Consider the following 14,795-nt stretch of genomic DNA (forward strand, 5'->3'; position numbering starts at 1 on the left):
TATTTAACGTATAATTGCCGCGTTTATAGCACATGTACTGAAATAATTGCTACCATGCAAGTCCCTAAAATGGAGTTAAGTAACCTAATGAACTTACGTTTGTCTTTAATTACCGCCGCATTATTACCACTGTTTGGTGCATCAGTTACCGCCAACGCTGACGATACAGATCTAGAACGCATTGTTGTTACTGGTGATTTTCAACGAGAAAGCATTCAAACCTTAAGTGCTAGCGCCAGCTTATTTAGCGAAGATGAAGTTAATTTACGAGGTGCAACCTACCTAGATGAAATGCTTGGGAGTACTGCCAATATTAATTTTGCTTCTGGAGCTTCTCGCGGTCGTTATATTCAAATTCGTGGCGTAGGACTACGTTCACAGTTTGTTGACCCCATAAATCCTTCGGTTGGTTTAGTTATTGATGGCATTAACTACTCAGGCCTTGGTGGCAGTGCATTATTATTTGATATTGACCAAGTAGAAATTTACCGTGGCCCACAAGGTACACGCTTTGGTGCCGACGGTATGGCAGGTATGATCCAAATGCAATCGGCGCAAGCAACAAGCGATCCTAGTTTAAAACTACAAGTAGGTGCAGGCACTTACAACAGCCGCGAAGCAGGTCTTGCTGCAAGTACAGGTTTAACCGACGATACCAGCGCTCGTGTTAGCTACTTTCGTAGAAAATCAGACGGCTATGTAGATAACCTATACCTAAATAAGCCAACTCAAGGGCAAGACGAGCAAGTAGCACGCTTTAAATTAAACAGCCAAATAACTGCCAATTTACGCACTGAATTAAATCTACACTATATTGACATTAACAACGGTTACGACACCTTCGCACTTGATAACGGCCGTAACAGCGTTGCCGATGAACCCGGTGAAGATAACCAATTAAGTTACGCTATTGGTCTAAATAACACTTATACGGGCTTTGATTTATTTGACGTAAACTTAAGTTTATCGGCGATCGACAGTGAATTATTTTATAGCTTTGATGAAGATTGGGTATGTAACGATCCGAGTAAACCGCAGCTTTGCGCCGCCGGTTTGCATCCTGATGGTGACAGCTCAACTGATGTTTACAGCCGCGATCGCGATGATCAAGGGGTCGATTTACAATTTAAAAGCAAAACCGGCAACTGGGTTGCAGGTCTTTACTATCAAAACCGTGACGTAGATTTAGAACGCCAATATACCCGGTTAGCTAGCCCATTTAACTCAACGTATGAAACCAATAACGTGGCAGTATATGGCCAATTAGCGACTCCTATTGGGCCTAAAACCACCTTAATTACTGGCTTACGTGTTGAGCAATACCAAGGTGATTACACCGATAATAACGGTTTTATTGAAGATACCGACGACATTATGGTTGGCGGAAAAATAGCGCTTGAGTACCAAGTAATTGATCGCACCATGATCTACACCAGTATTACCCGTGGTTATAAAGCAGGCGGCATTAACTCAGAAGCGCTCGCCAAAGCTAAAGATGAAGGCTTAAACCTCGACGCCGAATTTTTTAAACAGCACACCAGTTTTGATTCAGAATACTTATGGAGCGGTGAGTTTGGTGTTAAGGGATCATCCCTTGATGATAAATTTATTCTACGTTTAGCTGCGTTTTACATGCACCGCGACAACATTCAGTTAAAGTCATGGCAAGTACAAGATCAGAAGTTTACCGGTTATGTAGATAACGCGAGCTCTGGCAGTAACTATGGCCTTGAACTTGAAGGTAGCTATCAGCTAACCGACGATTTACTTATTACCGGTAGTGCTGGTTATTTAAATACTAAAATAAATAAATTTGTAACTAAAGCGGGTTTAAACCAAGACGGTCGCGACCAAGCACAGTCACCTAAATATCAATACGCACTGAGTGCTCGTTATAACCTTACCAACGAGCTTTATGCCATGGTAGGTGTTGAAGGCAAAGACGATTATTACTTCTCAGATAGCCATAATGCACAGGCACCAAACAGTAACTTAGTGAATGTAAGCTTAGGTTATGAAGCCGATAGCTGGGCTGTACGCGCCTGGGCACGTAACGTGTTTGACGAAACAGTACCTACTCGCGGTTTTGAGTTTGACAACAACCCACTTGATGGTTACGCTGATCATACCTACACCCAACTAGGTGAGCCACGTGTAGCTGGCGTTACCTTTACACTTAATTTATAAAGTAAAGCTGACAGCTTTTAGTACTCAGTTAAAAAAACCGCGTTTATTAAAATAAACGCGGTTTTTTATGTGCTAGTCGTAGAGCCTGCTCATGCGAGAGGTTAGTTACTAACTGACAGCCCCTGCATGTTAAGTTGCTTTAAGCCCTTGTCACATCAAACGCAATAACTTCTTTTATATTACTCTTTTGCGTGGCTAACATTACTAGCCTGTCTATGCCCAGCGCTACCCCTGCACAAGGCGCTAATCCATGTTCAAGCGCAGCAATTAAATGCTTATCCATTGGTACTTGCTTTAAGCCATTTTGTTTACGATATTCATTATCGTCATTAAAACGCTTAGCTTGCTCTGTCGCATTAGTTAGCTCGTTAAAGCCATTAGCTAATTCCATATTTTTATAATACAGCTCAAACCGCCCTGCTACGCGACTGTCATGATCGCAAATTTGTGCCAGTGCTGCTTGCGATGCCGGAAAGTGATACACAAAACACGGCTTATGTTGGCCAATTGTTGGCTCTACTTTCATACAAAATAAAAGCTGCAGTAAAGTATCTCTATGCGTTTCATTTTTAGCTATATCAGCAAACCCTTGCTCGCAGGCAAGTTGTTGTAATTGCTCTAAACTAGCAGTGAGTGGATCAAGTCCAAGTACTTGTTCAAATGCGTGTTGGTAAGTTAACCGTTCACTCGGCGCAACATCTAAAATAAGCTGCATTAGCTCATCTATTTCAGCCATTAATGCAAATTCGTCAAACCCCGGTCTATACCATTCCAGCATAGTAAATTCTGGATTATGATGGCTGCCAGCTTCTTCGTTTCTAAATGCTTTACACAACTGAAATATAGGCCCTGAGCCCGCCGCTAACAAGCGCTTCATTGCAAACTCTGGAGAGGTTTGTAAATATAGCTCAAGGCCGCTGGCGTGCCCTGGGCCTACAAATCGAGTGTTAAAACTCACTAAGTGTATATCGGTTACACTGGCTCCGCTTAAACTGGGGGTTTCTACTTCCATTACATTGCGAGCATAAAAGAACTCGCGAATACTGCGTAAAATAACAGCTCGCTGCTTAAGTGTTGCAATACTTGCACTGGGAGCCCAAAGATTTACTGACATATTTTCTCCAAAAAAAATCCCAGCTTTTAAGCTAGGATTTTATAAAGCGACGCTTAAAATTATTTAACGCGGCTTACGTATTCACCGTTACGGGTGTCTACTTTAATAACTTCGCCTATTTGTACAAATAGTGGAACACGTACTACAGCACCAGTACTTAATGTTGCAGGTTTACCGCCAGTTCCGGCTGTATCACCTTTAAGGCCCGGATCAGTTTCAGTGATCTCAAGCTCTACAAAGTTAGGTGGTGTTACTACAATAGGATTACCGTTCCATAATGTAATTGTACACACGTCATTTTCAACTAACCATTTACCCGCATCGCCTAACGCTTTTTCGTCAGCAGCAATTTGCTCAAATGTTTCGTTATTCATGAAATGCCAAAATTCGCCGTCTGTGTATAAATACGCTAAATCAGTATCCATTACATCAGCACCTTCAACAGATTCACCCGATTTAAAGGTTTTTTCAAGTACTTTACCTGAAATAAGTTTACGGATACGAACACGGTTAAACGCTTGGCCTTTACCAGGTTTTACCATTTCATTTTCTATGATACTACTAGGCTCGCCATCCATCATAATTTTTAGGCCGCCCTTGAACTCGTTGGTGCTATAATTCGCCATCGTTTCCTCTATTTATATTTTTTCGAGTAATCTACGTGCCAATGATACAAAGAAATGAAGCAAATTTGCATAAAAACTGGCAAAAAGAATTAGCAAATGTAGTTACCTGCCCAAAAGTGTTGCTAGAAATGGTCGGTTTATCGAGCCAAGTCCATGATAACGACATAAAAGCTCGTAGCTTGTTCCCAGTTCGTGTGCCAATACCATTTATAAAAAAAATGCGTAAAGGCGATGCAAACGATCCATTATTATTACAAGTTATGCCGCGCCATCAAGAATTCTTAACTAAAAGTGGTTTTAATAAAGATCCCCTGCTTGAGCAAAGTAACCAGCAGCCAGGGCTATTACACAAGTATAAATCGCGTGTTTTAGTAATGTTTAAAACCGGTTGTGCAGTAAATTGCCGCTATTGTTTTAGACGCCATTTTCCGTATCAAGAAAACCAACTTAATAAGCGTAGCCTGCTAGATGCGCTTAGCTATATAAAATCCGACAATAATATAAATGAAGTGATTTTAAGTGGTGGCGATCCGCTTATGGCCAAAGACGATGCCATTAGTTGGTTTTTAGATGAGCTTGAGCAACTACCACAAATTAAACGCATGCGAATTCATACCCGTCTGCCGGTGGTTATTCCGGCGCGCATTACCGATGAGTTATGCGAACGACTTGCAAGAACGCCATTAAAAATTGTGTTTGTTAATCATATAAACCATGCCAACGAAATAGACGACGACTTTAAAGCCGCAATGCAAAAGCTTAAACAAGTAGGTGTAGTGCTATTTAATCAAGCGGTTATTTTAAAAGACGTGAACGATACAACTGCAGCACAAGTGAATTTAAGTGAAGCGTTATTTGATGCCGATGTATTGCCCTATTATTTACATTTGCTAGATAAGGTAGAAGGGGCAAGCCACTTTGACATTAGTGAGGAGCAAGCAATTAAAATAATGGCAGAGCTGTTAGAAGCCCTACCTGGTTTTTTAGTGCCTAAATTGGTCAGAGAGATTGGCGGTGAAAAAAGTAAAACACCTATCGATCTTAAGTTAATTTAAAGCAGTATTTAAACGTAAATGTTTACGTTATTACCCAGTGTTGCAGTCGCCGACTTAGTCGGTGTTTGCGCGCTGGATGACTGCGCAGCACCCTCAATCAGTGCTAATGCAGCTGCGCCATCAGCTAGTTGCTGTTTTTTAGACAATGCAGCGCTCAACACTTCGCCGCCTTGGCTTGAACTTGGCATTACCGGTAAATTTCCGCCTGATATATTCATAAAATTAACCCACCTTTAATCAGTGTTTGTTGTGCAATAATTTAAAAGGAGTTAAACAATGCACAGTGCTAAAAACCTGACTTTTAAATATAATCCAAGTAACATATGCAGTATGCGCATGCTACATAATAAATTATCGGCAACTCAATACAAAGCTTTAGGAAAACCATGGATTCTATTATTGAACAACTCAACGCTAACTTAAAAATTGTTTACCGACAGGCGCTTGATGCTGACAAAAAACTCGACGAGTTACAACAGCAAGGTCACGGCAAATTTAAAGCACTCTTTACAGCCGACTCAGGTTTTACCTTTGAAGCTAAACGCTTTAAGCCATATGTGCTTGATGTAGCAGCCGACGTAGAGAGCTTATCTAGTGACGGTTTTAATGAAGAAAAACTTAAAACCACCGTTATTAAATTACAGCAACTACTTACTTTGTTAGCTACGTTTAAGTAACGTAAACTTTAGTTAAAAAGTTTATTATTCTATAAGCATTAAAAGCGCCGCTATTTAGCGGCGTTTTTGTAAAGCTCAGTTAATCAACTTTCGGTAATATTTCCTCACCAAACCACTCTGTAAGTAAGCGTTTTTCGTAATTGAAAGGTCCATCTCGGCCCATTTTAATTTTATCCATAAAGCCCATATCTTTAAGCTTTACATCACTTGCTGCACTTATTACCTCACCTTTTTCATTAGTAAGTGAATAATTAAGTTTGAGTTGCGGAAAGTAAATAGGCTTAACCACCCTGATTTCATTTATACCGCCATAGCGTACATCGCCAGCTAAATCGACATCAGTAATATCTAGGCTAAGTTTGTAGTCTTTTGGCAATTGCTCTGCAAGTTTAGCAACATGCTCTTCAATACTGCTCGCTATATGCTTATGGTACGAAGCTTTACCTTGATTGGATTCGCGTACATCACGATAGTCTTTAAAATCATGCCATTTAATAGCCGACTCACCCGCATGGGCAAGTGCTGGTAGTGCAAAGCACATTAACATTGCGATTTTGTTTACTGGATTCATATCACTCTCCAAAAAGGTGCGCCGAATATTACATTATTGCAATTAGGGCATGCTCAGTATTAACACCTAAATAACTGAGTTCATTTTAACAGCTGTTTATTAACTATAACTTAATTTTGTGACATAAGTGTTATTTAAAGCGTTCAAAATGTAATCAAATATGTAAATTTAGCTTTTTTTAAATAACAGCGTATATAAAGCAGATAATGCATGTAAAATATCGCAATTTATGGTGCAATCAACATTATTGATAAAAGGTATCCACGGAGCATTCATGACTATTTTAGTAACCGGTGGCGCAGGCTATATTGGCTCGCACACTGTTTTAGAACTTTTACAACAAAACAGTAATGTTGTTATTATTGATAATTTAAGCAACTCATCATCAGAGTCACTTACGCGCGTTAAAAATATTACCGGTAAAGAAGTAACTTTTTACCAAGGTGATATTCTCGATAAAGCATTTTTAGACTCAGTATTTGCTAAGCATACTATTGAAAGCGTAATTCACTTTGCTGGCTTAAAAGCGGTGGGTGAGTCGGTTGTAAAACCAATTGAGTACTATCAAAATAACGTACAAGGTACATTAACACTAGTTGATGCGATGCGCGATGCGGGTGTATTTAAGTTAGTATTTAGCTCATCAGCAACCGTTTATGGCGACCCAGCAAGCTTACCTATTAAAGAAGACTTTCCTGTTGGTGGCACCACCAACCCTTATGGTACATCAAAGTTAATGGTTGAAATGATGTTGCAAGATATCGCAAAATCAGACGAGCGCTTTGCCTTTGCTATTTTGCGCTACTTTAATCCAGTAGGCGCGCATGAATCGGGGTTAATTGGCGAAGATCCAAACGGGATCCCTAATAATTTATTACCGTATATTTCACAAGTCGCTGTGGGCAAGCTCAAGCAACTAGCCGTATTTGGCGATGATTACGACACAGTAGATGGCACCGGCGTGCGCGACTACATTCACGTAGTCGACTTAGCTTTAGGACATTTTAAAGCGCTGAATAAAATTGCCACAAACACCGGTGCATTGGTTTATAACCTAGGTACAGGCAACGGTTATTCAGTACTGCAAATGGTGAACGCCTTTATTAAGGCCAGTGGGCAAGCAGTACCATATCAAGTGTCACCACGTCGTCCAGGCGATATAGCCGCTTGTTACGCAGCTCCTGAAAAAGCCCTGAATGAACTAGACTGGCAAGCGATGCGCGGTATCGATACTATGATGCAAGACACCTGGCGCTGGCAGTCAAATAACCCAAATGGGTATAAGTAGAAAACCATATACCTATAATCAATATGTCCCTGTTTTTATAGGGGCATGTTAATTATGGTTGGAGTAAGTCATTTATTTAATTCAATAAAGATATACGTGTTCAAATTTAAGCTCAGAGTTTAAGGTTTAGAGTTTAACCTAGAACCTAGCCCTGATTTACTTCCTAGTACGATTATTATTTTTACCAATTTTGCATTTCGACTATACGCGATTGCGTTCGTGCATATTCAAAGCTTAGTTTTTTACCTTGATACAAGGTGTCTATATCAGCCTGTGCATTTATAACCAGTAACTTATGGCAGTCATAAAACTCATCGACCAAAGCAATAAAACGTCGTGCTTCATCATCAAAAAAGTGCTCGTCTAGAGTTTTTTTTTCACGCTGGTAGCTGTCCTCTATACCGTGCACTATTACTTTACCGGTTGCGCCAACGCCCATTTTTGGCACATTTGCCACGTATAACACAGAAAATTGCTGAGCTAAAAACATGTAATCGTTAGCGCTACGCGGGCCAGAGCACAACGCCATAAAATCAATCATTAAGGCATTTGCTGTTTTTAATAAATAAGACAGCGCTCTACCGTGTACCGTGATATTGCCACTGTGTGATGCTTGCGGGTACTGCGTTAAAAATTTAGCTTTAAAGTCATCACTGGGTAAATTAATAAAGTAATGGCTACTATTTTTACCATAACGAAAACGATGATCCTCCTCTCCCGCTACATTAACTATCTCGCAATAATTATTAATTAAATCTATGGTAGGTAAAAATCGTGCTCGCTGCAGGCCATTGTAATAAAGCTGCTCTGGTTTTGCGTTTGAAGTGGCCACTAACACTACACCTTGTTTAAATAATGCATCAAACAGCCGGGCCATAATCATAGCGTCGCCAATATCGCTAACAAAAAACTCATCAAAACATAGCACCCGAATATTTTTGGCCCAATTTTTAGCTATAATTATTAACGGATCTTTTTGCCCTTGTAACTGCCCTAACTGCTGGTGTACCTGCGCTATAAAGTGATGAAAATGCAGCCGCTGCTTTTTACTTATAGCAACATTGTTATAAAATAAATCCATTAACATGGATTTACCACGCCCTACCGGTCCATACAAATACACACCTTTTATGAGTGGCGACTTTTGCCACCAGCTATAGTGTATTTGTAATTGTTCACTAAGCGAATTAAGTGCCTGTACGGCATTATTTTGCGCAGCATCGAAGCTAAGCTCGCCCGATGCAACCTTAGCTTGGTAAAGGCTTATTATTTGTGTGTCCTGCACTGTCATGGTATTTCACTATCCGTTATAATCGCGTCCATTGTAGCCGACTCAAAATGTGAACCCCAATGAAATTCCCTTGCCGCCTAGATAAATTTATTAGCCATTTAGCAGAGCTGCCACGCTCAAAAGCCAGAGCCAGCATTAAACGCCAAGCCGCACTAGTCAATGGTGAAGTGGTCACTGCTTTCGATTTTCAAATTAAGCAGCAAGACGAAGTAGTTTTTCAAGGTGAACAACTCGTATTTTTAGGTAAACGCTACTTCATGTTAAACAAACCCGTTGGTTATGTAAGTGCCAATAGTGATGAACTACACAAAACGGTATTCGATTTAATTGACGAGCCAAATATGAGCGACTTTCACGTAGCAGGCCGCCTCGATATTGACACCACTGGCTTAGTTATCTTAACCAACGATGGCGACTGGTCGCATAAAATAACGTCTCCTAAAAACAATAAATTTAAAACCTATTTAGTAGAAACCCAAGAGCCCATTACTGACGAATCGTTAGAGGCACTGCGCGAAGGGGTACAATTACATAACGAAAAAGCTCTAACCCGTCCGGCAAAAGCAGAGCGCCTCGCTAATTACGGCTTACGTTTATCTATTTGTGAAGGTAAATACCACCAAGTTAAGCGCATGTTAGCCGCTGTAGACAACAAAGTGGTTGAATTGCACCGCGAACAAATTGGCAATATTAAACTAGATGAAAACCTAGCAGCGGGTGAATATCGCTTGTTAACAGCCGAAGAGATTAAACTGTAAAGTTAAAATTTTTAGTTGTCAGGAAAACATAAAAAACACCGTGCGCTACTAGTAATACGGTGTTTTTTATATCAACACTGCTAGCTAGAGTCTGATAGCAGCCCTTTAGCCTGTTTTAAGACTTTATTTGCACTAAGTCAAAGTTCACCATACCTGGTACTATGGCTTGTAGGCGAGATTCAGTCACATCAAGGGCGTTTAAACATTCGCAATATTCCGCGGCTTTAAGTTCGAGTTGGCGGGCTTTTTCTTGGAGTGATTTATCTATTTCTGAAGAAATGATATCCATGCGTTGGCTCATGTCGTTCATTCGATCTTCAATATTACCTTCGCGCGATTTAAATGCATCGCCTAACGACATTAAAATAGCCCCGAGGGAGCCATGCACTGCCGAGTGAATTTTTTTGCTAATATCTTTAGTGAAAAAGTCGTCTATTTTGGAAAGTGATTGCGGCGCAATAAAGAAAAAATCATCGCCGCGTTTAAACTTATCCATTAGCGCACGTTCAACGTACTGCAATTGCGTTTTAAGCACTTCTGATTCTTTATCTGTCATGCCTTCAACAACATGCTCAATTGCACTGAGCCCTAAATTAACACCATCGGTGGCTAAGTTAACGAGTTCAGGAACAGTTTGACGAATACCGCTGCTAAACTGCTCAAGGACTTTACTTTCGTCATCACTTAAGTCAATCCAATAGCCACGGATAAACAATTGGTTATTATTATTAATTTGTACGCGGGTTTGGCCTTTATCAACAATGCGAATAATATCATCAGTAATGATTAAACCGTGACGAAGCTCTACATCACACTGCTTTTGCGCAAATACATTATTGCTTAAAAGTGCTACAGACAACGCCAATATCGAACGAGATAAAAACGCCATAAACACCTCAAAATAGCCACAACAGAAGGCGGGTAGATTAACAAAAAAACAACTTTATGCAAGCAAAAGTAACACAATAATAAAGACAGCCCTGCGTATTTAACCTATGCAATGAGTAATACAAAAAAACACCGCGTTTAAATTAAGCGCGGTGTTTTTTAATTTCTTAGTTAAAAGCCGTCTGCTGCTTTATAGCTAAAAGCGATCCTTTTAAATTGGCGAACCTGGCGGGATTGGTAATGCTTTAAAGTTATCTGGCCAGCTACCTGTGGTTAAAAACAGGTTAACTTGTTCAGCTAAATATTGTTTAAACGCGCTTTCACCTATACTGGTGTTGCTTAGTAGTGAATTTTGTTCAAAGTCATCTTTTAACTTAGTTAAATAGTAACGCAGTTGTGCTTGTACTTCTGGACTTACGTTATCGCTGGCCACTAAATCAGCCATTGTTTTAGCACTTAAAAATTGCACTCGCTGAGTGATCTTTGCCACCATGTTATTGGATGGCAATGCCACAAAAACCTGCTTATAAAGCTGTAAAAGTAACTCATCTAAACTATAAAAATCATCACTGCGTGCTTGTTGTTGCGCAAGGCGATTTAAACGCTGTGCATTTAGTAATAACGATAAGCTATGCTGCACGGCAACTTCAGGTAACGCCATTGCATCAAGGGTTAAACCAGTGCGCCCCACTATACTTTCGCGCGTTCTAGACTCGCCGTACGCTTTTGGCGGAATAAGTGCGAGTATCGACTCTGGCAACACTAAATTACTGCCCTCAAGCGTGGTTAAAATAGCTTTAACCGCCTGTTGTTGCGTTTGTTTAGCAACCACTTGCGCGCCTTTTACAGGTTTATCACCACGTACTTCGTACTCGTAATTTACCCCTGCGATTAGTTTAGCCACCGCCTCTACTTGGTAACGGTGAAATAAATACAAGGGCACTAGTTTTTCTTCTAATTGCGATAACGCCTCACCCGTTTTTATATTATGAATACCAAATTGTGCGAGTGCTTGCTTACGCACTTCTAGTACTCTTAATAGCTCTTCGCTTGGTGCTGCGCCGTTATCCCACAAATGAGCTGTTGGATGCGCACCACCAGCAGCGCGGGCGTCGTTATCTGATATGAATTCGAGCCCTTTTGTGTTGTTTTCTTTTAAAATAGCTGCCAATGCTGCTGCTTCGTTTTGATTAGTAAAGTCGCTGTAGCCGTATTTAATAACTTGTGTATCCCACACGCCCATACCCGTAGCATAACCGCGTGATACATCAAGCTTGCCTTGCTCATCAAAGCTAAGCAGCGGATGCGGATAATCCATTACCGAGGCTCTATCGCCCACTGAAGCGGCAAAGTTATGAGAAATACCTAAAGTATGCCCAATTTCGTGGGCACTTAACTGCCTAATACGATCAAGTGCCATAGCTTGTAGTGTTTTTGCTATTTCATTGCCGTTTAAGTAAGGCGCAGCCAGCGCTTCTGCAATTAAAATATCTTGGCGTACGCGCAATGAACCAAGCGTTACATGCCCTTTTATTATTTCGCCGGTGCGCGGATCAATTACCGAACTGCCATACGACCAACCACGAGTAGCACGATGCACCCACTGCACTACGTTGTAGCGAATATCCATAGGATCAGCGTTTGTTGGTAGTACTTTTATTATAAATGCATTTTTATAACCCGCTGCACTAAACGCTTCATCCCACCACTGTGCACCTTCAAGCAATGCACTTTTTACCGGCTCCGGCACCCCAGGATCAAGGTAATAAACAATCGGCTCAATGGGCTCGCTAATAGGTAAACTCGGATCTTTTTTAGTTAACCGATGGCGCGGTATATATCGCACATACATAGACTCACCAAGTGCTGCAGCATAGTTTTTATGCTCAATACTCCAAAAACCCGATTGTGGATGGAAGTTGCGCGGGGTGTAGTTATCGTCTGGTAATTTAATTAGTGAATGGTGCATATGCACCGTTAACGAATAGGCGTCAGGGCTTATTTCACGCACAAACTTACCCGGTTGAGTACCGGCAAAGGTCAGCACAGCTTCAAGCTCTGTATTATTAATAAATGCTTTGGAGCGGTTCATATAAACTGCACTACGCGATTCGTCTAGATTAAAGTTACCTTGTTTAGTCGCTGCCAGGGTTCGATTTACACCGTGTACATCACTAAGTAAATACGGAGTGTAATCGATTAATAGCGCCCGCTTATTTTGCGCAACCACTTTAAAGCCCGCTAATATACTTGATGCAAACGCTTCATTAATACTTTGCTGCTCGGCTTTATTACTGGTATTTGCGCGATAGTAAGTATTTACAGCACGTAGCATTACTTTGTCGCCAAAGCGCTCAAATTGCACTAAGTGTGTATTACCAAGCTGCCCTCTATCGAGCCCTATATCGTTAGAGCCCAAGCCATTTGGCAAGCTTTGTTGTAGCAAAAATTGCTGCTCTAGTTTATCTACTTTTAAATAAACTTTGCCGTTTTCTGTATCGTAAAAAAATGAAAAATATCCCGGAAAATGATTCATCTTTCCAGTAAATTCATCAATAGACTTAATTGCTGCGTGCGCTTGAGTTATCATAGTGAGCAACACAGTAAAGAGAATGTAACCTAGTAGTTTTATTTTTTGCATAATCTTATCTTTGTTATTGGCGTTTTAAGTACGATTAGGTAACCCCATTATAGGGGGGAATTTAAATAATACAGTTATTTAAGACGAATTTCAGCGCTCCAAACTAATCCCTCTCACATTATGATTAGTTTAATCACGTTATCAGGAAAATAGAATGCGTAGACTTCCTCCAGTATTACTTGAAGATGGTTGCCCAAGAGAATTAATCTCTTTGATCAGAACTATTTTAGCCGCATGTAAAGAAATTTCATTTCGTGTTGGCCAAGGCGAATTATCGGGTGTATTAGGCTCAACACTTGACGAGAATATTCAAGGCGAAACTCAAAAGAAGCTTGATGTTTTAACCAACCAACTGCTTAAAGATATATTATTGGAATCGGGCTACGTAAAAGCCATCGCCTCTGAAGAAGAAGACTACACAGTTGCTGGTAATCCTGATGCAGAATATATTGTAGCGTTTGACCCACTTGATGGCTCATCAAACACCGACATAAACTCGTTAGTAGGTACTATTTTTTCAGTAATGAAAGCGCCTGAAGGCGCAGATCCTGCTGACCAAAGTATTTTTATGCAACCGGGTATTAATCAAGTAGCGGCAGGTTATGTATTATATGGTCCATCGACTATATTGGCGCTAACGACAGGTAAAGGCACCCGCTTTTTCACCCTAGATAAAACTCACGGCACCTTTTTATTAACTCAAGATTTTGCAAAAATACCAGCAGATACCAACGAATATGCTATTAATGCGTCAAACCAACGCCATTGGCAACCTGCTATGCAAAACTACATTAACGACCTTGTAGCTGGCGACACTGGCCCACGCGCTCGAAACTTTAATATGCGCTGGATTGCTGCAATGGTAGGCGATGTACACCGCGTATTAAGCCGTGGCGGGTTATTTACCTATCCAACCGATACCAAAAACCCAAGCCAGCCAAATAAGCTTCGTCTGCTTTACGAAGCAAACCCTATGGCCATGCTAGTAGAGCAAGCTGGCGGGATTGCGTCAACTGGCACCGAGCGTATTATGGATATACAGCCTAATGCCATTCACCAGCGCGTAGCTGTAATTTTAGGCTCAAAAAACGAAGTAGAAACCTGCTTGGGATATCATAAGTAATAAATAGAAATACAAGGTTTTAGGTATCAGATTTTAGGCGAGAATTAAGCCAGCGCGGTGTTTAAATTAACCGTAGATACAAGGCGGGGCTTTATGCCGCGCTTGTTAAATTTATAAAATGCGCGAGGTAAACTCCCGCCTACGGTTCGGTATTTTATCAACACCTGAGATCTCGTACCTTTAATACTTGACTAAAAATTAGCCACGCTTTTACTCTTGTAAAAGCGTGGCTAATTTGGCGAGCTTTTCATAATTAAGCTCGCCCATTTGCTCACTGTTACTAAGTGCATAAATAACGCCCTCACATTCAGCGCAATCAATATCATCTCGCGCTTCAATCACATTCGCCCACAGTTCCAAATCATCAAGTGCTATTTCATTATGTAAACAACGCTCAAACACATTTAGTATGATTGACGTACTTAGGGTAAATAATGGCTGTTTTGCTGCTGCCGCAGATACAATAACAGCAATAGCCTCGTCTTTTTCTGGCCCGAAGGTAATAAACTGCGCTAATGCTTTTTGTATATCCATAATATTGTTATTCTGCGCTCACCGTGATTTAAAAGTAAAATA

At 40.7% G+C, this 14,795-nt stretch carries 14 protein-coding genes; 6 read left to right on the forward strand and 8 right to left on the reverse strand.

All coding sequences use genetic code 11. The annotated features are described in order from the left end of the window. Window positions 1-87: 87 nt before the first annotated feature. Window positions 88-2,187, forward strand: a complete 2,100-nt coding sequence (locus HC000_RS12670) for a TonB-dependent receptor (RefSeq protein WP_179807854.1) — start codon at window positions 88-90, stop codon at window positions 2,185-2,187. Window positions 2,188-2,326: 139 nt separating this feature from the next. Here HC000_RS12670 and epmA read toward each other — a convergent pair whose 3' ends face one another. Beyond that, window positions 2,327-3,301, reverse strand: a complete 975-nt coding sequence (gene epmA, locus HC000_RS12675) for an elongation factor P--(R)-beta-lysine ligase (protein ID WP_011327185.1) — start codon at window positions 3,299-3,301, stop codon at window positions 2,327-2,329. 59 nt (window positions 3,302-3,360) lie between these two features. Continuing rightward, a complete protein-coding gene (efp, locus tag HC000_RS12680; RefSeq protein WP_011327184.1) occupies window positions 3,361-3,927 on the reverse strand; it encodes an elongation factor P in 567 nt (188 codons plus the stop codon). Between the two features lie 41 nt (window positions 3,928-3,968). Here efp and epmB point away from each other — a divergent pair, with 41 nt between their 5' ends. Further along, a complete protein-coding gene (epmB, locus tag HC000_RS12685; RefSeq protein ID WP_179807836.1) occupies window positions 3,969-4,982 on the forward strand; it encodes an EF-P beta-lysylation protein EpmB in 1,014 nt (337 codons plus the stop codon). Window positions 4,983-4,990: 8 nt separating this feature from the next. Here epmB and HC000_RS12690 read toward each other — a convergent pair whose 3' ends face one another. After that, window positions 4,991-5,200, reverse strand: a complete 210-nt coding sequence (locus tag HC000_RS12690) for a hypothetical protein (RefSeq protein WP_089367752.1) — start codon at window positions 5,198-5,200, stop codon at window positions 4,991-4,993. 168 nt (window positions 5,201-5,368) lie between these two features. Between HC000_RS12690 and HC000_RS12695 the strand changes: the two genes are divergently transcribed. Continuing rightward, a complete protein-coding gene (locus HC000_RS12695; protein WP_011327181.1) occupies window positions 5,369-5,659 on the forward strand; it encodes a hypothetical protein in 291 nt (96 codons plus the stop codon). A gap of 79 nt (window positions 5,660-5,738) precedes the next feature. Here HC000_RS12695 and HC000_RS12700 read toward each other — a convergent pair whose 3' ends face one another. Beyond that, on the reverse strand, window positions 5,739-6,230 hold the full coding sequence (locus HC000_RS12700; protein WP_179807837.1) for a DUF3016 domain-containing protein: 492 nt from the start codon (window positions 6,228-6,230) through the stop codon (window positions 5,739-5,741). A gap of 274 nt (window positions 6,231-6,504) precedes the next feature. Here HC000_RS12700 and galE point away from each other — a divergent pair, with 274 nt between their 5' ends. Continuing rightward, the gene (galE, locus tag HC000_RS12705; RefSeq protein ID WP_179807838.1) at window positions 6,505-7,518 is read left to right on the forward strand and encodes a UDP-glucose 4-epimerase GalE; all 1,014 of its coding nucleotides are present in this window, start codon (window positions 6,505-6,507) and stop codon (window positions 7,516-7,518) included. Window positions 7,519-7,699: 181 nt separating this feature from the next. On the opposite strand, the gene zapE is transcribed toward galE, so the two are convergent. Continuing rightward, window positions 7,700-8,809: a cell division protein ZapE gene (gene zapE, locus HC000_RS12710; protein WP_179807839.1), complete on the reverse strand. Its 1,110-nt coding sequence runs from the start codon at window positions 8,807-8,809 to the stop codon at window positions 7,700-7,702. A gap of 59 nt (window positions 8,810-8,868) precedes the next feature. Between zapE and rsuA the strand changes: the two genes are divergently transcribed. Then, window positions 8,869-9,567 (forward strand): 16S rRNA pseudouridine(516) synthase RsuA, encoded by a 699-nt coding sequence (rsuA, locus tag HC000_RS12715; RefSeq protein WP_089367748.1) that lies wholly within the window; start codon window positions 8,869-8,871, stop codon window positions 9,565-9,567. A 115-nt stretch (window positions 9,568-9,682) separates the two neighbouring features. Here rsuA and HC000_RS12720 read toward each other — a convergent pair whose 3' ends face one another. Both HC000_RS12720 and HC000_RS12725 read right to left on the reverse strand, forming a co-directional pair. Next, window positions 9,683-10,456: a YggN family protein gene (locus HC000_RS12720; RefSeq protein ID WP_011327175.1), complete on the reverse strand. Its 774-nt coding sequence runs from the start codon at window positions 10,454-10,456 to the stop codon at window positions 9,683-9,685. Window positions 10,457-10,666: 210 nt separating this feature from the next. Then, a complete protein-coding gene (locus HC000_RS12725; RefSeq protein WP_179807840.1) occupies window positions 10,667-13,096 on the reverse strand; it encodes a zinc-dependent metalloprotease in 2,430 nt (809 codons plus the stop codon). A 154-nt stretch (window positions 13,097-13,250) separates the two neighbouring features. Between HC000_RS12725 and HC000_RS12730 the strand changes: the two genes are divergently transcribed. Continuing rightward, window positions 13,251-14,219: a class 1 fructose-bisphosphatase gene (locus HC000_RS12730; RefSeq protein ID WP_011327173.1), complete on the forward strand. Its 969-nt coding sequence runs from the start codon at window positions 13,251-13,253 to the stop codon at window positions 14,217-14,219. Window positions 14,220-14,429: 210 nt separating this feature from the next. Here HC000_RS12730 and HC000_RS12735 read toward each other — a convergent pair whose 3' ends face one another. After that, complete coding sequence (locus tag HC000_RS12735; protein WP_179807841.1) at window positions 14,430-14,753, reverse strand: hypothetical protein; 324 nt, start codon at window positions 14,751-14,753, stop codon at window positions 14,430-14,432. Window positions 14,754-14,795 lie beyond the last annotated feature (42 nt).

The organism is Pseudoalteromonas sp. MIP2626 (assembly GCF_013414205.1).
Lineage (GTDB): Bacteria > Pseudomonadota > Gammaproteobacteria > Enterobacterales > Alteromonadaceae > Pseudoalteromonas > Pseudoalteromonas nigrifaciens.